Source organism: Kitasatospora sp. NPDC088861 (assembly GCF_044750105.1).
Lineage (GTDB): Bacteria > Actinomycetota > Actinomycetes > Streptomycetales > Streptomycetaceae > Kitasatospora.
In genome coordinates, this window is the sequence record NZ_JBIVJF010000037.1 from 13,069 (window position 1) to 32,058 (window position 18,990).

Below are 18,990 nucleotides of genomic sequence, written 5' to 3' on the forward strand. Positions count from 1 at the left end.
CCGGCGGTGTCACAGCCAGCCGCGGTCGTCGGCGGTGCGCAGGGCCTCGGTGCGGTTGCGGCTGGCGGTCTTGGCGATGGCGGAGGAGAAGTAGTTGCGCACCGTGCCCTCCGAGAGGTAGAGCTTGCCGGCGATCTCGGCGACGCCGGCCCCGGAGCGGGAGGCGTTCAGCACGTCGCGTTCCCGGGCGGTGAGCGGGGAGGCGCCGGCCGCCAGGGTGGCCGCGGCCAGTTCCGGGTCCACCACGCGTTCGCCCGCCGCGACCCGGCGGATGGCGTCGGCGAGCACTTCGGCCGGCGCGTCCTTGACGACGAAGCCGACCGCGCCCGCTTCCATCGCCCGGCGCAGGTAGCCGGCGCGTCCGAAGGTGGTGAGGATGACGACCCGGCAGTCGGGCACCTGCTGGGCCAGGACGGCGGCGGCGGCCAGGCCGTCGAGGCCGGGCATCTCGATGTCCAGGAGGGCCACGTGGGGCCGGTGTTCGCGGGCCGCGTCGACGACCTGGTCGCCGCGTCCGACGGCGGCGACCACCTCGAAGTCGTCCTCCAGGTCGAGCAGGGCGCACAGCGCGGTGCGGACCAGTTCCTGGTCCTCGGCGAGCAGCAGGCGGATCGTCATGTCGTCCCTTTCCGGGCGGGGGCGCGCCCGTGGCGGGCGCTCGGCGGGACGGTGACCAGCAGCCGCCACCCGCGCGGGCTCAGCGGGCCGGCTTCGACGGTACCGCCGGCCGCCGCGACCCGTTCCCGCAGCCCTCTCAGGCCCTTCCCGACCCCGCTGCCCTTCCCGACCCCGCTGCCCTCGCCGGTCCCGCCGGTTCTGCCGTCCGCGCCCGTCCCGTCGTCGCGGATCTCCACGGAGGAGCCGGTGACGGTGACGGTGCAGCGGTCGGCCCGGGCGTGCCGGACCACGTTGGTCAGGCCCTCGCGCACCACCCAGCCGAACAGTTCCCCGTCCCGCGTGGCGACGGGGTCGGTGGACGTCGGCAGGTCGGCTACCACCCCGGCGGCGCGCAGCAGTTCGCGTCCGCGCGCGAGTTCGCCGGCCAGCGTGACGTCGCGGTAGCCGGTGACCGCGGCCCGGACGTCGGCCAGCGCCTGCCGGGACAGCGACTCCACCGCGGCCATCTCCGCCAGCGACTGGTCGGGGTCCTTGGCGGCGAGGCGCTGGGCCAGGCGGGACTTGACGGTGATCGCCGTGAGCGAGTGCCCGAGCAGGTCGTGCAGGTCGCGCGCGATCCGGTTGCGTTCGGCCTCCGAGGCCAGCCGCGCCACCTCGGCCCGGGCGGCCACCAGGGCCTGGTTGGTGGTGGCGATCTCCGCGAACGCCCCCGTGGTGAGCACGGTGAACAGCAGGGCCAGCGCCTGGAAGGTGCCGGGCCCGGCGTGCCAGGCGGGCACCGCCCACGGCACCAGCAGGGCGGCCAGGGTGGCGGTGACGGTCACCAGGGTGGCGTGGCGGCGCCGCAGCACGGCGACGAAGGAGACGACGACGATGGCGAGGTAGAACGCGTTCTCGTGGGCGAACGGCAGCGCGGCCAGGAACAGCGCGCTCATCACCGCCAGCAGCAGGAACACCTGTCGCCGCCGGCGGTGGATCATCGCGGTGGCGGTGAGGACGAAGCAGAGGCAGAACGCGCCGACGACCGCGTACCCGGCGACCAGGGCCGCCCCGGACACGTTGCCGCTCACGGCGACGGCGGTCAGGCACGGGTAGACCAGCATCCCGGCGCTCAGCATGATCCGCCGCCAGCCCTGCACCCACCGTTGCGGGGCGCGCTCCCCTGTGGCGCGCTCCGCGGCGGCGTGCCCGGGGAGGGTCGCCTGCGTGTCCTCGTCCACCCTCGCCCGCCTCACGTCGCATCGGATCGCGCGAACAGGGTACGCAGGTGGCGTCCGTTGATCACGGCGGCCACCCCCGCCAGCACCAGCCCGCACAGGGCCTGCTCGGCCTTCATCCAGAACGGGAAGGTCCCCGGTACGCAGATGATCACGACGATCGCGGCGATCATGACGGCCGAGATGATCCGCAGCCGCCGGTACGCCGCGTACGATCCGCGGGCGGCCCGGGTGGTGAACAGGTACGTGACCACGGCGCTGGCCACGACGAGGCTGCCGCGGATCCACACGGCCGGGTTCACCAGGTCGGGGTGGTTGCGCAGGACGTAGGCGGCCGCCAGGGTGACGACGCTCAGGCCCAGGTAGGCGAACACCAGCCGCCTGACGGTGCGGAAGGCCCGAACGGTGTCGGGGTGGTTCACGTCGGTGGAGGTCATGCCCCCATGCTGTCCGCGCCGCGCCCCCGCCCGGCAGTGTGCTGCCGCACCGGCCGACCGTGACAATTGTCAGCAGGTCAGGGCAGGTCAGGGCAGGTGAGGTTGGGGGGAGGGCCGGGGAAGAGCCGGGGGAAAACGGGGCCGCCGCCCGGCGGTGCCGGGCGGCGGCTGGCCTTCGGTCGTGCGGTGGGGCTCAGGTGCAGCTGGTGAAGGTGGGGCTGGTGTTGGCGATGTAGAGGGTGGCGCCGCCGCTGGGGTCGGAGGTGAGCGGGACGGTGACGGTGTCCTCGGCGGTCCACGGGAAGCCGCGGGCGTCGAACGTCCAGTTGCCGGTGACCTTGCGGGCGAGTTCGGCCAGCGTCACCCAGCCGTACTGCTGGGGCGGGACGTTGACGGTGACGGCGTTGTTGACGGTGGTCGAGCCCTGCCAGACGTTGCTGTAGTTGACGGCGGTCTTGACCGCGGTGGTGAAGACGCCGCCGGGCGCGCCGCCGGAGATCTCCGCCCCGATCTCCCCGCCGAGGGTGCTGGACCAGCCGGTCATGTTGGTGACCGCGAAGTTCTGCTGGGCGGCGCTGCTGGTGTTGTTGAACCAGATCGAGGAGACGCAGATCTTGGGCAGCGGCGCCGCGGGGGCCTCGCTCTTGACGGCCCAGGAGCAGGAGGAGACGTCCTTCTGGCACTGCTTGGCGGCGTGGTCGACGGCGAGGCTGCGGGCGGCCTGCGGGAAGCCGGTGGACCACTGCTGGTTGGCGGTGCCGTTGCAGGTGTACTGGTCGGTCCAGGCGTCGTCGTACTGGGCGCCGAGCAGCAGGTCCAGGCAGGTGTTGTCGCCCAGGTGGCGGATCATGAACGCGTCGGCGGCCCCGGCGACCGGCTGCAGGAACCACCGCTGGCTGGCCTGCCCGGCGCAGGTCTGCTGGCGCAGGGCCGGGGTGAAGAAGGCCAGGTCGATGCACTTGCCGGTGTCGTTGTTGACGATGGTGAAGGAGAAGTCGGAGGGGTCGACGCTCAGCCGCCAGGACTGGTGGTAGCCGGGCGCCGAGTTGGTGACGATGTAGGCGCCGTCGCCCATGGTGCCGTTCTGGACGTCGAGTTGGCGCCCGTTGCTGAGGGACTTGATGGTCAGGCACTGCTGCGGGGAGGCGCAGGCGGCGGCCGGCGCCGTGGCGGCGTGGGCCCGCGCGGTCGCGAGCGGGGAGGCGGTGAAGCCCAGGGCGGCGCAACAGGCCACCAGGACGGCCGCTATCAGGCGCAGCCAGGGAGCCGTTCGGCTCGGGGTCGTGGCGGAAAGCACGGGGGTCGGGTCCTTTCGTCGGGAACGGGGAGAGGGAGAGGGGGGAGAGGGGAGAGGAGGCGGAAGGAAGGAAGGAAGGAGGGCGGGCCGGTCAGGCGGCGGCGAAGGCCGCTTCCAGGCGCGGGACGTAGTCCACGAGGTCCTGCGCCCAGCAGCCCGCGCTGTGGCCGCCGTTGCAGGCGGTGCCCCAGCCGGCGCCGTTGCCGTAGTCGACGTAGTGGTAGCGGTAACCGAGGGCGTCCAGGCGGTCCTTGAGGCGCTTGGCGGTGCCCTCGGCCCAGAACTCCATGTCGGAGGCGCTGCCGTTGCCGTTGCCGGTGTAGACCGCGATGCCGGTGTCGGCGAGCGCGCCCACGCGGGAGACCGGGTCCGCGGCGTTCCAGCGCCAGTCGGCGTTGAACACCGGGTACGGCGAGCCGAAGATCGCGTCGCTGGAGACCGTGGGGCCGAAGTCGAGGCCGCAGGGCTTGCCGTCGCTGGGCCCGCACAGCACGGTGCCGGCGTTGGTCAGGGTGGCGACCACGGCCCCGCGGATGATCATCTCGTTCACGGAGAGGTCGTTCGCGCCGGACATGGTGAGGACCTGGCCGAACAGCTGGGGCCGGTCCTGCGCGTAGTGCAGCGCGCCGAAGCCGCCCATCGACAGGCCGCCGACGGCCCGGCTCCTGCGGCCCGTCAGGGTGCGCAGGTTGGCGTCGATGAACGGGACGACCTGGTCGAGGTGGAAGGTCTCCCAGTTCTGCGCCCCGGCGGCGGTGTTCTGGTCGAGCCAGTCGGTGTACCAGCCGCGCAGGCCGCCGTCCGGGATGACGGTGATCATCGACTGCGCGGCGGTGAGGGCGGGGTAGGCCAGGGCCGGGTCGCTCGGGTTGTCCGAGGCGCCGTGCAGGAAGTACAGGACCGGGTAGCGCTTGGCCGGGCTGGCCGCGTAGTCGGCGGGCAGCAGGATCCGGATGGTGTGCTCCCCGGCGACCTGGGGTGTGGTGACGGTGAGCACGAAGTTGGTGGCGCTGCCGGTGGGGGCGCCGACCTGGGTGAGCCCGAAGCCGTCCTTCATCGGCGGCGGGGCGGGGGCCTCGGCGGGCGCGGCGGGCGCGGCGGGCACGCCCAGCAGCAGGAGGCAGGCGGCCAGGGCGGCGACGGCCGTCCTGGCGTGCCGGAGCCGGGCGCGCGGGGGCCGTACGGGCGGGCGCCGGGCGGGCTGGGCTGGTGTCATGGGTCGTCCTTGGCCGTGAGGGTGCCGCTGTTCCCGGGGGGAACCGCTGGAACTGTCTGAGCACCGACAACTCTTGCGAGATCACCTCGCGGTCCGCCAGAGCGCCCTGCGGCGCACCTGGGCCACTGGCGCATGTGCGCCACCGGCGTGGGTAGCCTCCGACGGCCCGTCCGGGCGACACCGGCACAACGACAAGCCGACAAACCGACGAGCGGACGGGCCGACACAACGGCACAGCGCCGAGCCGACACACCGATACACCGATACACCGATACACCGACACGATGACGGGGGACGTCGTGCACGACGTGCTGGATCCAGACTCCGAACGCGGCCGGATCTACCGCTGCCTGGTCGGCCGTCCGCAGGCGCGGGCGGCGGAGCTGGCGGCCGGGGTCGGCCTCGGCGAGGGCGTCGTCCTGGCCGTGCTCAGGGAACTCGCCGACGAGGGAGTCGTCGTGGCCTGCAACGGTGAGGGCCCGCGCGGCGACGGCCCGCGCGACGACGGTCACCGCGACGACGGTCACCGCGACGACGGTCACCGCGACGACGGTCACCGCGACCGCGCCTGGGAGGCGCTGCCGCCCGGCCGGGTGGTCGAGGCGGTGCTGCAGAGCGACGCCGTCCGGCAGGCCGCGGCGCGCCGGGCCGGGGCGGAACTGGAACGCCTCTACCGCTTCGCCCGGCGCGACGCCGGCACCTACGGCGCCCTGGAGGTGGTCGAGGACGCCGCCCAGGTGCTGGCGGCCAGCCGGCGACTCCAGCTGGCCGCCCGCCACCAGGTGCGGGTCATCGACGTGCCGCCCTATTCCGGCAGTTCGGCCTACTACCTCGACCAGGAGGTGCTGCAGCGCCAGCGGATGGCCGCCGGGGTCGTCTACCGCTCGATCTACCACGGCTGCGCCTTCGACGACCCGGTCGCGGGCCCCAACATGGCGCGCATGATGGAGGCGGGGGAGCAGGCCCGCACGCTGGACGATCCGCCGCTCAAGCTGGCCCTGGGCGACGACGACCTGGCGATCGTCACGCTGGCGGCCGACGGGCGCCCGGGCGTCGTCTCGCTGCTGATCCGGCCCTCGGGCCTGCTGCGGGCGCTGGCCGCGGTGTTCGAGACGCTCTGGCGGCTGGCCGTCCCGGCGTCGGTGTCCGCCGCCGACCTGCAGATCGGCGAGCGGGACCGCCGCATCCTGACCCTGATGGCCAGCGGTGCCACGGACGACGCCATCGCCCGGCGGCTGGGGCTGGGGCGGCGCACGGTGGTGCGCCGGGTCTCGGCGCTGCTGGCCCAGCTGGGGGCCACCACGCGTTTCCAGGCGGGCGTGCAGGCGGCCCGGCGCGGTTGGCTGTGAGCCGTCCGTGCCGGGCCGGACCCCTGGGGGGTGGGGGTCAGGGAAAGGCGGTCAGCAGGTGCCCGCCGCGCGGTCGCGCACGACCAGGTCGGTGCGGCCGGGGGTGGAGTCCAGCCAGACCACCCGGGTGCCCTGGTCGGCGGCGGGCTGGTCCTGGCCGCCCCGGTCGCAGGAGAGGCGCTGCGGGGTGCCGCCGCCGGTCGGCAGCTGCCAGAGCTTGGGCAGTGCGGCGTTGGTCCAGCCGCCGGCGGGCTTGGTGCCCTCGACCTTGTAGGTGACGGCCTGGTCGGAGGCGGTGAGGCTGCCGCCGCGCGTCGGGGCGTTCGGCGAGTCGGCGGCCAGCACCTCGGTCACGCCGGAGCCGTCCAGGGCGCCGGAGCGGATGGAGGCGCGGGCGGTCGCGCCGTCGGGGGTGTCCAGCCACAGCAGCCGTCCGCCGGCGAGCCGGGCGGAGGAGGCGGTGCTCGCGGCGGCGCCGGGAGCGGCGTGCGCGGTGTACTGCGCGGTGACCTTGCCGGCGGCGATCGAGTAGACGGTCGGCGCGGTGACGTACTGCTGTCCGTCCTGCCAGGACTCGGTCCAGGCGAGGTAGCCGTCCTTGAGGGTGAGGTCGTCCGGGTGGTGCCCGTCGGCCAGCGGAAGTTCGACCGCGGGGGCCCCGTCGTGGGACAGCCGGATGCTGGTGCGGTGGGTGGTGAAGTCGTTCACGGTGAAGGCGATGTCGCCGCCGGAGACCTGGGGGCTGCCGGGCTCCGTCCCGTCGGCGAGGAACAGGCTGCGGACCGGGCCGGCGCCGGACAGCGGTGCGGCCAGCAGTTCGCGGCTGTGGTTCTGGGCGGTGGTGCCGATGGCCTTCCACACGGCGGTGGTGCCGTCGGTGGCGGGCCAGCTGTGGTAGCGGCCGTCGTCCGGGCTGAGCCGGACGGGGGCGCCGCGCCCGGTGGTGGAGCCGGTGTACAGCGCGGTGGTGTCGGGGCGGGTGCCGCCCGTGCCCTTGACCGGGTCGGGGGCGGGGGCCATCGCCACCCAGTGCCCGCCGCCGGCGGCCGGGGGCGCCATCGAGTAGGAGAGGTTGCGCGCCAGCGTGCGGCTGTCCATGCCGATCCGGCTCTCCCAGCCGGGCTTGATCCCGTGCGCGTCGAACGCGGCTGCCACGGTGCGCAGTTGGGCGTGGCTGAGGCCGAGGTCGCGGCCGGCCGCCAGGGCCGCGTTGCGCCCGGCCACGAAGTCGTCGAGCGGGGTGAGGTAGGCGGTGAGCGCCCGGTAGACCACCCGGTCGGCGGTGAGCGGGTCGAGGGTGCGCCGGACGTCCCACAGGGCGCCGCTGAAGATGGTGGCGTTGAGGTGCTGTCCGCCGTTGTCGACCGTGCCGCCGAGGTAGTCGTCCACGGTGGTGCGGTGGTCGTCCATCCGGCGGTCCGCGCAGGCCTGCGGGGTGCCGGTGCGGCACTTGCTCTCGCCGAGCAGCGCGGCCGCCGGGTCGTTCATGGACATGCCGCGGGCGGTGACCTCGATGGCGTTGCCGAAGTAGTCGGCGATGCCCTCGTTCATCGCGCCGGCCTGGCCCATGCCGGCCAGGTCGGCGGTGTTCGATATGACGCCGTGGGTCATCTCGTGCCCGGCGATGTCGAGGGCGGCGGAGAACGGGTAGTAGTTGGGGCCCCCGCTGCCGTAGACCATCTTCTTCCCGTCCCAGTACGCGTTGGCGTAGGGGGCGCCGTCCTGGGTCACGTTGACGACGGAGGTGATCGCGCCGCCCTTGCCGTCCAGGCCGTTGCGGCCGAACCGGTCGTGGTAGAAGTCGTACACGATACCGGCGTTGACGCTGGCGTCGGTGGCGCCGCTGGTGCCGGCGGAGGCCGGGAAGTCCGGGCCGGGGGAGTGGGCCGGGGGGAGGTCGGCGGGGATGCCGCCGCCGAAGTCCATCTCGTCCCGGCCGCCCGCGTCGTAGGTGGTGATGGCGGCGGGCCGGGTGAGGTCGGTGAGCTGGTAACTGCCGTCCGGCAGGCGGGCGATGTTCACCTTGGCGGAGTTGCCGTGGGCGTCCGGCGCGGTCCCGGTGGCGGGTTCGAGGCCGGCCGCGGCGCTCCCGTCGGCGGCGCTCCCGGCATTGCCGCCCGTCGGGAGCGGGGCGCGGGTGTCGTAGGCGAGGGCGACCACGCCGACGGTGGCGTCCACGAAGACCTCGCGGGCCGCCGGCGCCCCGGTCGCCGGGTCGGCGGCGTGCACGGTGAAGCGCTGGGCGAGCCGGCCGGCGCCGTCCGGCAGGACGACCAGGCCGTGGTCCTCGGCGGTGGCCGCGGCCCGGGCCTTCGGGTCCTGGACGGAGCCGAGCGCCAGATCCCGCAGGGCGGCGGCCGGGACGGTGGCGGTGGTCGGCACGGTCAGGCCGGTGAAGTACTTGCCGCCGACCGACTCGACGCGCTGCCCGGCGCCCTCGCCCGTCAGATGCACCAGGTACTGCGCGCCGAACACGGGCACGCCGTCGTGGCGCTGCTCGAACCTGACGGTGCGCCGGCCGTCGGCGGTGCTCTCGGATCCGACCTCGGCCAGCTCGCCGGGGTCGACGTGGTAGCGGTCGGCGTGGGCCGCGAGGTGGGCGCGGGCGGCGTCGGCGGGGCTGCCGACGGCCGGCTCGGCCAGGCCGGTGACCAGCTGTGGGGCGGCGGTGTCCTGACCGGCCACCAGGGAGGGCACCGGGTCGGGGGTGGCCGCGGGCCCGGCCAGGGCGGGCGGCGCGGCCAGGGCCAGCGCCACCACGGCGGTGGCGCCGATGCCGAGTGCTGTGGACGTGCGGGAACGACGGGGCACGGAGGTCCTCTCGCAGGGCCGAACGGTGGTCGCGGCGGGCCGGCCGCGCCGGACCACCGCGACGATCACGATAAGTCATCCAACGTCATATGTCGATAGACTTTCTATGTGCCCTCGGAGGGCCGGAACCCGACTCCCGCAACCGGCCCCGCAACCGGCCCGGAAACCCCAACCCGCCCCGCCCGGCGAGCGATTCGTTCAAGACGCCACCACACCCCCCGGCCGACACTGACCCGCATGACCGATCGCGCCTTCACCCCCGCCGCCGGCCGCCTCGGCCCCGTACGCCTCTACGACCCCATCGTCTCCCTCACCCGCGAACGCCTGTGGCGCAGCCTGCTCGCCATGCACGTGGCCCCCCGCCCCGACGACGTGATCCTCGACGTCGGCTGCGGCACCGGCTCACTGGCCGTCCTCCTCGGCCGCGTCGAACCCCGCGCCCGCGTCATCGGCGTCGACCCCGACCCCACCACCCTCGAAGTGGCCCGCCGCAAGGCCGCCGCCGCCGGAGTGACCCCCGAATGGCACATCGGCATGGGCGACGCCGTCGCCGACCTCGTGGGCGCCGAAACGGCCGACACCGTCGTCTCCAGCCTCGTCCTCCACCAGTGCCCCATCCCCATGAAACAGGCCGTCCTCGCCTCCATGCACACGGCGCTGCGCCCTGGCGGCAAGCTCGTCATCGCCGACTTCGGACGCCAGCGCACGGCCGCCATGCGCCTGGCGTTCCGCATCGTGCAACTGGCGGACGGCAAGGAGGACACCCAGCCCAACGCCGACGGCATCCTGCCCCGGCTGATCACCGAGGCCGGCTTCCACGGCGTGCGCGAGACCGAGACCGTCTCCACGCTCACCGGCTCGCTGTCGTTCTACGTCGCCCGCCGCGCGTAGGCCGCCCGTCGGGTTCCCCGTGCGACCGGTGACCACGGGTACGCCGGCGGGCTCGCGCCTCCTGCTCAGCCGGGCGTCGTGTACTTCACCCGCTCCTGGAGCGGGGTCAAACGCTCCGTCAGCCAGCGTGTCTCGATGCTCTCCACGCGGTCGGGCGGTTCGTCCTCGTCCCCGGCCCAGCACATGTAGATGTCGACCGTCCCGTGCGGGAGGGCCGCGGACACCAGCGCCGCCAGGAATTCCCGGGAGTGCTTCTGAGCGAGGAACTCCTCGCGCTCCTCGTCCCGCATCGCGTCGACGAGCGCCATCGCGTCGGCCGTGTCGGTGAACCCCTCCCACTCGAACCGGGAGCTGTTGAATCCGCAGCCGCAGCCCTCGTGCGAGCCGACGTAGGTCACGTGCGGTGAAGTGAAGCGGGCTCGAACGGGCGCGTCGGCGGCGATCTCGCGAACCCCGCAGTAGCAGGTCCCGAGCCGGGGACCGGCGGTGCAGGGGATTGGCAGCACGGGCTGTTCGGTTCCGATCCACACCATCAGACACATGCGGACGAGGCTACGCCGGGCCCGAGGCGCCCGCCCGGCCCGAGGCGCGCAGCACCGGGAGCACCGCGGACGGCGTCAGCCCCGTCATCTCCCGCATCTGCCGGCTGAAGTGCGCCTGGTCCGCGAAGCCGCCCGCCAGCGCCGCCTCGGCGAGCGTGCGCCCCTCGCCCAGCGCGTCGGCGGCGCGGGCCAGCCGCCGCCAGATCCGCCAGCGCGCCAGCGGCACCCCCAACTGCCGCCGCGCCAGCGCCCGCAGGCGCTGCGGCGACAGCCCCACCCGCGCCGCGAGCCCCGGCAGCGCGACCCGGTGGTCCGTCAGCGCCTCCATCGCCGCCCACAGCCGCACGTCCACCTCGGCCGACGGCAGCACCCCGGACGGACACAGGTCCTCCTCCACCAGGTCCCGCCACTGGGGTGCCACGGTGACACCGTCACCGCACCCCGCCCGCAGCCGGTCCGCGAACGCGCAGTGCGGATCGACGAAGAACGCCGACACCTCCCGGACCGGCGCCATCCGGTGCCACACCATCGGCGCCACCACCACCGCCGCACCCCGGTGGCGGACCCCGGCCCCGTCCACGATCGTCACCTCGCCGCCCGCCGCCGCGACGGCAACCTGGAACGCGGCGTGCCGATGTGACGTACTGTCCGCCAACGGCCCCCGGTACAGCGCGTACCCCGCGCCCACCACGAAGCGCCGCCCGATCCCCTCCCGCTGCCCCATCCGCCCGATGCTGCCAGAGCGCCGCACCCGCCACCCCGGATTCCGGCCACCCCCTAGCGCCGCAGGCCCACCTCGCGGGCCTTCCAGGCCAGGGCCATCGCGAACCGGACCGTGCCCACCAGCCCGGCCAGGGCGAGCGCGATCCACAGCGGGATCCCGAGCAGGCTCGGCCGGCCCGTGATCATCCGCTCGCCGGCGAGCCACACCCTGGTCTCGTGGCCGTCCGGATACAGCTTCCCGGTGGGCCGCTCCTCGCTGAACTCCCGGCCGCCGGCACTCCAGTGGTACGTGCAGCCGTAGATGTCGCGGCCCTGGTTCTGGTCGTCCAGCTCCCGGCCCGTCGTCCGGCAGCCCGTCACGGTGGCCGTGACGCCGGGCGGCTCGTGCAGCCTGGTCCGGACGGCGTAGGCGGCCTGCGCCGCCGCGAACACCGCGCCCAGGGCGAGCACCAGCAGCAGCACCAGCGCCACACAGGAGACGACGTAGTCGGTGGTGGAGACCCGACGCAGCAGCGGCAGCGAGGCACCGACGGCCGCCAGCAGCGCGACCCCGCACACCACCAGCCACCACCGCCGATCGCCCGGCAGATCCTGCGACCCCGCCCACACCACCGGCCCGGCCGCGCCCCCCAGCACCGCCACCCCCGCCACCACACCCACCGCACACCGCCGGTGCAGCGCCCCCCACTCCACGGAAGCCTCGCGCCCCACCCCGCCCCCTCTCCCCGCCGCCCACCCGCCCGACACCGCCACCCCCGAGGACGCCCCCACCCGATGTCACGGTTTCGGTCCGCGCCCGCATGCTCCCCACTCTGGACGGGCGCCGCGCCGTCGCGCTCACCCTGCGCCGCCGCTGACCGGCGTCTCCGCCCCAAGGCGCCAGTACGCTGCCCCTCAGCTCCCCACCAGCACGCGGAGGTAGAGGATGACCCGGGTCGCCGTACTGTCGGCCGGATCGTGGGGGACCGCCTTCGCGCTGGTCCTCGCCGACGCCGGATGCGATGTCGTCCTCCACGCGCGCCGCCCCGAAGTCGCCGACGGCATCAACACTCGGGGAGTCAACCCCGACTACCTGCCCGGCGTCACGTTGCCCGGGACGGTGAAGGCCACCATCGAAGCCGATGTCGCCCTGGCCGGAGCCGACGTCGCCGTCCTGTCCATCCCCTCCCAGGCCCTGCGGGCCAACCTGGCCGCGTGGGCGCCCCTGATCGAGCCGGACACCCTGGTCGTCAGCCTGATGAAGGGCATCGAGCTCGGCACCGGCCAGCGCATGAGCGAGGTCATCGCCCAGGCCGCCGCCCTCGACCCGCCCGCGTCGCCGTCCTGTCCGGCCCGAACCTGGCCCGCGAGATCGCGGTCCGCCAGCCCGCCGCCAGCGTCATCGCGTGCACCGACCACGACGCGGCCCGCCGATTCCAAGAGGCCTGCCGTACCCCGTACTTCCGCCCCTACACCCACACCGACGTCGTCGGCTGCGAACTCGGCGGCGCGGTCAAGAACGTCATCGCGCTCGCCGTCGGCCTGGCCGCCGGCCTCGGCCTCGGCGACAACGCCAAGGCCACCCTCCTGACCCGCGGACTCGCCGAAACCGCTCGCCTGGGCACAGCGCTCGGCGCCGACCCCGCCACCTTTGCCGGACTGGCCGGCCTCGGTGACCTCACCGCGACCTGCCTCTCCCCGCTCTCCCGCAACCGCACCTTCGGCGAACACCTCGCCCGCGGCCTGGCCATCGACCAGGCCGCCACCGCCACCGGCCAGACCGCCGAAGGAGCCAAGTCCGCCTACGCCATCCTCGACCTCGCCCGACGACACCAGGTCGAGATGCCCATCACCGCACTCGTCGTCGCCATCCTCGACGGCACCGTCACCATCGACCGCGCCGTCGACCTGCTCATGGCCCGCACGCCCAAGGCCGAACGCTAGGCAGGCGGCGGGCCGGAGAGCCTTTTCCGGCCGAACGGCTTCGCCACCACGGCCCGTCTCCGGCGATGTTCTCTACTTCCGAGGACGCCCCCGCCCGATGTCACGGTTTCGGTCCGCGCCCGGTCTTCATCGGTGAACAGGGCGCGGCAGACACCCGCGCCCCCCGCTGCAGGAGAGGGACGAGCCATGGAAACCGTGACCGTGCGACGGGTCATCGCGGCGCCGATCGCCGAGGTGTTCGACTGGTGCGCCACGAGCACCAACTACACCCGCTCCCCGTTCGTGCTCAGGGCGCGCCTGGCCCGGCCCGGCGAGGGCGCGCCCTACGGGGTGGGCGCCGTGCGGCTGCACACCTGGCTGATCGGCTGGTTCAACGAGCGGATCACCGCCTACAACGCCCCGCACGGCTTCGACTACACCGTCGACCGCAGCTTCCCGCCGGCCCGGCACGAGTTCGGCCGGATGACCTTCGAGGAGGTCCCCGAGGGCACCCTGGTCGTCTGGACGACCGGCTTCGCGCTCCCCATCCCCCTCGTCGGCGCGGCCTTCGCCCGCCGGGTCGGCAAGCCCGTCATCGCCCACGTCTTCGGCGCCATCCTGGCCGCCGCCGCCACCGACCTCGAAGCCGCCCCGAAGAAGCGCCCCTGACGCCGCGCCCCCACGGCAGGAGCGGGACGGCTCAGGCCGGCGGGTTCGGCCGGTTCAGGCCGCGGTCGTAGGCGAAGATCACGGCCTGCACCCGGTCCCGGGCGCCGATCTTCGACAGCACCCGGCTGACGTGCGTCTTGACGGTCGACTCCGCGAGCACCAGGCGCTGCGCGATCTCGCCGTTGGTCCAGCCCCGGCCGACCGCGACCAGGATCTCGCGCTCGCGCTCGGTCAGGGCGTTCAGCCGCGGATCGTCCTCGGCGGCCGCGCCGGGCGGGCGCACGGGCAGGTGGTGGGCGTAGGCGTCCAGGAGGCGCCGGGTGATGGCGGGGGCGACGACGGCGTCGCCCTCGGAGACGGCGCGGATCCCGGCCAGGAGGTCCTCCGGGCGGGCGTCCTTGAGGAGGAAGCCGCTGGCGCCGGCGCGCAGCGCGGCGTGGGCGTACTCGTCGAGGTCGAAGGTGGTCAGGACGAGGATGCGTGAGCGCCCGCCGGTGGCGACGATGCGCCGGGTGGCCTCGATGCCGTCCATGCCGGGCATCCGGATGTCCATCAGGACGACGTCGGGCCGCAGGTCGGCCGCCAGGCGCACGGCCTCGGCGCCGTGCGCGGCCTCGCCGACGACCTCCGTGCCGGGCTGGCTCTCCAGCAGCATCCGGAAGCCGTACCGCTGGAGCGGCTGGTCGTCGACGATGAGGACCGTGGTCACGTCAGGCCGCCTGTCGGGTCGGGGTCGGGGTCGGGGGTGAAGGCGCCGGGGCCGCCAGGGCCGCCGGGTCCGTCGGGTCCATCGGGGGTGAGGTCGAGGACGGCCTCCACGGTCCATCCTGCCCCGGGCCCGGGCCCGGCGGTGACGGTGCCCCCGTACAGGGCCGCGCGCTCGCGCATGCCCGTGAGCCCGTGCCCCTCCTCGCCCGCCGCACCGCCGTGCACCGCCCCGCCGGGCGGACCGCCGTCCCGCACCCGCACCCGCAGGCGGCCGCCCTCGGCGGCCAGCGTCACGTGCGCCCGGGTGTCGGGCCCGGCGTGCTTGAGGGTGTTGGTGAGCGCCTCCTGGACGATCCGGTACGCCATCAGCTGCACCCCGCGGTCCAGCCGCTCCACCTCGCCGCGCGCGGTGTACACGACCTGCGGCCCGGCGGCCCGGATGCGCGCGCACAGTCCGTCGAGGTCGGCGATGCCCGGCTGCGGCGTGAACTCGGGGCCCTGCTCGCCCTGGTCGCGCAGGACACCGAGCATGCGCCGCAGCTCGCCCAGCGCCTGGCGGCTGGTCTCCCCGATCAGCAGCAGCGCCTCCCGGCCCCGCTCGGGGGAGGCCTCGGTCGCGTACGCGCCGCCGTCCGCCAGGGTGATGATCACGGACAGGTTGTGGCCGATGATGTCGTGCATCTCCCGGGCCACCCGGGTGCGCTCGGTGGCGGTGGCCAGCCGACTGCGCTGGTCGCGCTCGACCTCCAGACGCGCCGCCCGCTCGCGCAGCCCGGCGAGCTGGGCCCGGCGGATGCGCACCGCGATGCCGACGGCCACCGCCGCCGTCGCCGCGCTGAACAGGAAGAACAGTGCGTCCCCGACCGGCAGCCCGCCGGACAGCTCCACCGCGACCAGGGCCGACGCGCCGGCCATCGCCGCGCACGCCCACGCCAGGTGCCGCAGGCTCCCGTGCAGGGCCAGGCTGTAGAGGGCGACGAGCAGCGCGACGTCCGCGCGCAGCGCCACCCCCAGGGACCACTGCAGGACGAACACGGCCGCGACCGCCGCGAACGCCGTCGCCGGTCGCCGTCGGCGCCACAGCAGCGGTAGCAGCAGCCCCGCCTGCAAGGCCAGCAGCGCCGCCAGCGGCGGGCGGGCGAAGACGATCCGGTGCTCGCGCGCCCGCTCCCCGCCGTCGTGGAAGGGCAGCAGGTCCGGCAGGCAGAACAGCAGGAAGACCGCGGCCACCACCGCGGTGTCCAGCACCCACGGGTGGTCGCGGTCCGCTTGCCGCGCCCGCTGCCCCAGCCGGGCCAGGCGCGCGAACACCGGGTACCCCGACAGCGGGTCGCCCCCCGCCCCCGCGGCGGTGTCGTGCTCGCTCACGGCGTCACCTTCGTCCAGCTCGTCCGGAACGGTCGTCACCTTCGTCCAGCCCATCCGCAAACGGTCGTCACCTTCGTCCAGCTCACCCCGGAACGGATACGGATACGAAACGGGCCCGGTGCGGCACCCGACTCGAACGGGCACCGCACCGGGACGTCCACGCAGTCTCCCAGCCCTCAGGCGTCGCTGCGCATCAGCCGCACGGCCGCGCCCGCCAGGGCGAGCACCGTCCACAGCAGGAAGACCGCCAGCCCCGCGGCGGGCGACAGCGTGGCCGCGTCGTGGTGCAGGGCGAACATCGCCTGGCCCGCGTTGCTGGGCAGGTACGGGCTGATGTGGTCCTGCCAGGACGAGGGCAGCAGCGAGATCAGGCCGGGGACCAGCATCAGCGAGGCCACCAGCACCGAGATGCCGCCCGCCACCGACCGCAGCAGCGCGCCCAGCGCGACACCGATCACGCCCGCCAGGGCGAGGTAGAGCCCGGCCCCCAGCAGGCCGCGCAGGACGCCGGCGTCGGAGAACGTCATCGCCGCGCGGGTACCGGAGAGGATGCCGCTGTCGGCCGCGAAGGCGACGAACACCCCGACGGTGCCCAGCAGCAGCACCACCACGCCGTACACCGCCGCCTTGGACCACAGCACCGGCAGCCGGCGCGGCACCGCGGCCAGGGTGGAGCGGATCATGCCGGTGGAGTACTCGCCCGCGGCGACCAGCACGCCCAGGACGCCGAACGCCAGCTGCGCGAAGTTGGTGCCGAACAGCGACAGGCTCAGGGCACTGGCGTCGGCGAAGTCCCCCCGGTCCATCGGGCGCCCCGAGGTGATCCTCGACTTGAACTGGAATGCGGCGATCAACCCGAACGCGACCAGGAACAGCAGGCCCAGGCCCAGCGTGATCCAGGTCGAGCGCAGCGACCACAGCTTGGCCCACTCCGAGCGCAGCACGCGCACGGGCGTCACCCGGTAGGCGGGGCGCGCGGGCCGCCGGTCGGCGGCCGCGGACGTCTGGCTCGGTGCGATGGTGCTCATGCCGCGCTCCTCGGGGACTCGGCGCCGGCACCCGCACTGGCGGCGGGCCCGGTCGCGGTGGTGGTGCCGTGGTACTCCACGGCGTCCCTGGTCAGCTCCATGAACGCCTCCTCCAGGGAGACCGTGCGGGTGGTGAGCTCGAACAGCGCGATGCCCTGCTCGGCGGCCCGCAGGCCGATCTCCCGCGCGGCCAGGCCGGTGACGAGGAGCTCCTCCGAACCGGAACGGCCGGTGACCTCCACCCCGGGCCCGGCCAGCGCCGTGCGCAGCCGGGCCGGATCGGCGCTGGCCACCTTCACCACGTCGCCGCCGGCCTGGCGGACCAGGTCCTGCACGGTGGTGTCGGCCAGCAGCCGGCCCCGCCCGACGATGATCAGGTGGTCGGCGACCAGCGCGACCTCACTCATCAGGTGCGAGGACACGAAGACGGTGCGGCCCTCGGCGGCCAGCGAGGTGAGGAGGTTGCGGATCCACAGCACGCCCTCCGGGTCGAGACCGTTGACCGGCTCGTCCAGCATCACCGTCGCCGGGTCGCCCAGCAGCGCCGCCGCGATCCCCAGCCGCTGGCCCATGCCCAGCGAGAACGCCCCGGCACGCTTCCTCGCCACCGACTGCAGCCCCGTCAGCTCGACGACCTCCTCCACCCGCGAGCGCGGGATGCCGTGGGTGTGCGCCTGGGCCATGAGGTGGTTGAACGCGGAGCGCCCCGGGTGGATCGACTTGGCCTCCAGCAGCGCCCCGACCTCCTGCAACGGCGCCGCGTGCGCGGCGTAACGGCGCCCGTTGACGCGCACCGAGCCGCTGGTGGGCGCGTCCAGCCCGACGATCATCCGCATGGTGGTGGACTTCCCGGCGCCGTTGGGCCCGAGGAAGCCGGTGACCGTGCCGGGCTTGACCATGAAGTCGAGCCGGTCGACGGCGGTCTTCTCCCCGTACCGCTTCGTCAGCTGGTGCGCCTCGATCATCGCTCACCCCTACGCTCCGGGGCCGGACCGTCCCGGCCTCCCTCACACTCCACGCTAGGCGCGGCGCCGGCGCGATCCGTGGTACCCCGGACCGATCATCGGAGGGGGCACGGTACCCCGGTACCACGCCAGGACCGCCTGTTGCGGTTACATCACGACGTGTCCGATTCATCGAGTATTGGACCGGAGTGCGGCGATTAACTTTGTTGGCAGTGATGCGAACGGTCTCTCATAATGCCTGCTGAGACGCGTGATGGACGGTCCGGAGAACCGCCGGGGGAGCGGTTTGCGAGGAAGTCCGTGCGCGAGATCCCACATTTTCCCGGGGGAGTTCCTTGTCCGCGCCCGAAAACGAAACAGCCGCCGTTCCGGAGCAGCCCGACGCCGCGCCGGAACCGGCCGCCGTACCGCAGCACCCCGCTGCGCCACAGCACCCCGCCGTACCGCAGCCCGACGCTGCGCCGCAGCACGCCGCCGCACCCGAACCGGCCGCGCGCCGGCTGCCGCGCGCCGTCGGCGTCGCGCTGGCCACCGCCGGCCTGCTCGCCGTCACGGCGACCAGCGCCGCGGTGACCGTCGCCGTCGGCAGGCCGGACACCCGCCCGGCCGCCGCCGCACCCGCGCCGGCCACCACCACCGCCTCCAGTCCGAGCCCGACGGCCTCCGCCACCCCGCTACCGGTGCCGACGCCCACCGCCGCCCCGACCACCCCCAAGCCGGCCAGCACCGTCAAGGGGACCGTCAACGGCGGCAAGCACGAGGGCGACCTGCGCTACTTCCTGCTCCCGATCCCGGACGGCGGCGAGTCGTACGGGCCCGCGGACGGGATGACCATGACCAACGACGACGTCGCCGACCTGTTCGGCAAGCAGGACGGCATCATGGACATCCTTGGCTCGTACGGCTACCAGTCGGGCGCCACCCGGATGTACCGGACGGCCGACGGCAAGGCCGAGGTCACCGTCACCCTGCTGCGCTTCGGCTCCACCTCGATGGCGCGCGAGTTCGTCCAGGGATACACCCTCAAGTCGCAGGACCCGATCGACATCGACGGCGACCCGAACGCCCACGGCTACCTGCACAAGCCCAAGCAGCAGGCGTACACCGGCTCGATGACCGGCATCTCCAGCCAGGGCGACGTCCAGTACACGATCGACGTCGAGGTGAAGGGGACACCGGACAAGGCGCTGCTGAGCGGGCTGATGAAGCGCCAGCGCGAGTGGCTCGCCTCCGGCGGCTGAACGCAGCT

17 protein-coding genes and 1 pseudogene are annotated in these 18,990 nt (G+C 74.2%); 5 read left to right on the forward strand and 13 right to left on the reverse strand.

What is annotated here, in order from left to right:
• Positions 1 to 9 precede the first annotated feature (9 nt).
• The 5 genes from ACIP37_RS34500 to ACIP37_RS34520 form a co-directional block, all read right to left on the reverse strand.
• Positions 10 to 618 carry a response regulator transcription factor gene (locus ACIP37_RS34500; protein WP_363586822.1) on the reverse strand — a complete coding sequence of 203 codons (609 nt, stop codon included), beginning with the start codon at positions 616 to 618 and terminating at the stop codon, positions 10 to 12.
• Positions 615 to 1,838, reverse strand: a complete 1,224-nt coding sequence (locus ACIP37_RS34505; protein ID WP_363586823.1) for a histidine kinase — start codon at positions 1,836 to 1,838, stop codon at positions 615 to 617. The genes ACIP37_RS34500 and ACIP37_RS34505 overlap by 4 nt, the downstream gene beginning before the upstream one ends.
• Positions 1,839 to 1,849: 11 nt before the next feature.
• Positions 1,850 to 2,272 (reverse strand): hypothetical protein, encoded by a 423-nt coding sequence (locus ACIP37_RS34510; protein ID WP_363586824.1) that lies wholly within the window; start codon positions 2,270 to 2,272, stop codon positions 1,850 to 1,852.
• A 193-nt stretch (positions 2,273 to 2,465) separates the two neighbouring features.
• A complete protein-coding gene (locus tag ACIP37_RS34515; protein ID WP_363586825.1) occupies positions 2,466 to 3,569 on the reverse strand; it encodes an RICIN domain-containing protein in 1,104 nt (367 codons plus the stop codon).
• Between the two features lie 91 nt (positions 3,570 to 3,660).
• Positions 3,661 to 4,785: an alpha/beta hydrolase-fold protein gene (locus ACIP37_RS34520; protein ID WP_363586826.1), complete on the reverse strand. Its 1,125-nt coding sequence runs from the start codon at positions 4,783 to 4,785 to the stop codon at positions 3,661 to 3,663.
• A gap of 284 nt (positions 4,786 to 5,069) precedes the next feature.
• On the opposite strand from ACIP37_RS34520, the gene ACIP37_RS34525 reads away from it, so the two are divergent.
• On the forward strand, positions 5,070 to 6,134 hold the full coding sequence (locus ACIP37_RS34525; RefSeq protein ID WP_363586827.1) for a LuxR C-terminal-related transcriptional regulator: 1,065 nt from the start codon (positions 5,070 to 5,072) through the stop codon (positions 6,132 to 6,134).
• Positions 6,135 to 6,185: 51 nt separating this feature from the next.
• On the opposite strand, the gene ACIP37_RS34530 is transcribed toward ACIP37_RS34525, so the two are convergent.
• Complete coding sequence (locus tag ACIP37_RS34530; protein ID WP_363586828.1) at positions 6,186 to 8,945, reverse strand: M4 family metallopeptidase; 2,760 nt, start codon at positions 8,943 to 8,945, stop codon at positions 6,186 to 6,188.
• 237 nt (positions 8,946 to 9,182) lie between these two features.
• Between ACIP37_RS34530 and ACIP37_RS34535 the strand changes: the two genes are divergently transcribed.
• The gene (locus ACIP37_RS34535; protein WP_063352855.1) at positions 9,183 to 9,836 is read left to right on the forward strand and encodes a class I SAM-dependent methyltransferase; all 654 of its coding nucleotides are present in this window, start codon (positions 9,183 to 9,185) and stop codon (positions 9,834 to 9,836) included.
• A gap of 65 nt (positions 9,837 to 9,901) precedes the next feature.
• Here the strand turns inward: ACIP37_RS34535 and ACIP37_RS34540 are convergent, their stop codons facing one another.
• Genes ACIP37_RS34540 through ACIP37_RS34550 form a run of 3 tightly spaced genes read right to left on the reverse strand, consistent with a single transcriptional unit; the run spans position 9,902 to position 11,743 of the window.
• Positions 9,902 to 10,378: a hypothetical protein gene (locus ACIP37_RS34540; RefSeq protein WP_363586829.1), complete on the reverse strand. Its 477-nt coding sequence runs from the start codon at positions 10,376 to 10,378 to the stop codon at positions 9,902 to 9,904.
• Between the two features lie 10 nt (positions 10,379 to 10,388).
• Complete coding sequence (locus ACIP37_RS34545) at positions 10,389 to 11,102, reverse strand: AraC family transcriptional regulator (protein WP_363586830.1); 714 nt, start codon at positions 11,100 to 11,102, stop codon at positions 10,389 to 10,391.
• 53 nt (positions 11,103 to 11,155) lie between these two features.
• A complete protein-coding gene (locus ACIP37_RS34550; protein ID WP_363586831.1) occupies positions 11,156 to 11,743 on the reverse strand; it encodes a hypothetical protein in 588 nt (195 codons plus the stop codon).
• Positions 11,744 to 12,026: 283 nt separating this feature from the next.
• On the opposite strand from ACIP37_RS34550, the pseudogene ACIP37_RS34555 reads away from it, so the two are divergent.
• Both ACIP37_RS34555 and ACIP37_RS34560 read left to right on the forward strand, forming a co-directional pair.
• A pseudogene (locus ACIP37_RS34555) lies at positions 12,027 to 13,024 on the forward strand (NAD(P)H-dependent glycerol-3-phosphate dehydrogenase).
• Between the two features lie 186 nt (positions 13,025 to 13,210).
• Positions 13,211 to 13,672 (forward strand): SRPBCC family protein, encoded by a 462-nt coding sequence (locus tag ACIP37_RS34560; protein ID WP_363586832.1) that lies wholly within the window; start codon positions 13,211 to 13,213, stop codon positions 13,670 to 13,672.
• Positions 13,673 to 13,703: 31 nt separating this feature from the next.
• Here the strand turns inward: ACIP37_RS34560 and ACIP37_RS34565 are convergent, their stop codons facing one another.
• From ACIP37_RS34565 to ACIP37_RS34580, 4 genes are all read right to left on the reverse strand, one after another.
• Positions 13,704 to 14,381 carry a response regulator transcription factor gene (locus ACIP37_RS34565; protein ID WP_363586833.1) on the reverse strand — a complete coding sequence of 226 codons (678 nt, stop codon included), beginning with the start codon at positions 14,379 to 14,381 and terminating at the stop codon, positions 13,704 to 13,706.
• Positions 14,378 to 15,802, reverse strand: coding sequence for a sensor histidine kinase (locus ACIP37_RS34570; protein WP_400812084.1), 1,425 nt, complete (start codon positions 15,800 to 15,802; stop codon positions 14,378 to 14,380). The genes ACIP37_RS34565 and ACIP37_RS34570 overlap by 4 nt, the downstream gene beginning before the upstream one ends.
• A gap of 122 nt (positions 15,803 to 15,924) precedes the next feature.
• Positions 15,925 to 16,776, reverse strand: coding sequence for an ABC transporter permease (locus ACIP37_RS34575; RefSeq protein ID WP_400812085.1), 852 nt, complete (start codon positions 16,774 to 16,776; stop codon positions 15,925 to 15,927).
• Entirely contained in the window at positions 16,773 to 17,741 is a 969-nt protein-coding gene (locus tag ACIP37_RS34580) for an ATP-binding cassette domain-containing protein (protein ID WP_363589069.1), read from the reverse strand. Before ACIP37_RS34580 ends, ACIP37_RS34575 begins: the two co-directional genes overlap by 4 nt.
• 335 nt (positions 17,742 to 18,076) lie before the next feature.
• Between ACIP37_RS34580 and ACIP37_RS34585 the strand changes: the two genes are divergently transcribed.
• Positions 18,077 to 18,982, forward strand: a complete 906-nt coding sequence (locus tag ACIP37_RS34585; RefSeq protein ID WP_400812086.1) for a hypothetical protein — start codon at positions 18,077 to 18,079, stop codon at positions 18,980 to 18,982.
• Positions 18,983 to 18,990: the final 8 nt, after the last annotated feature.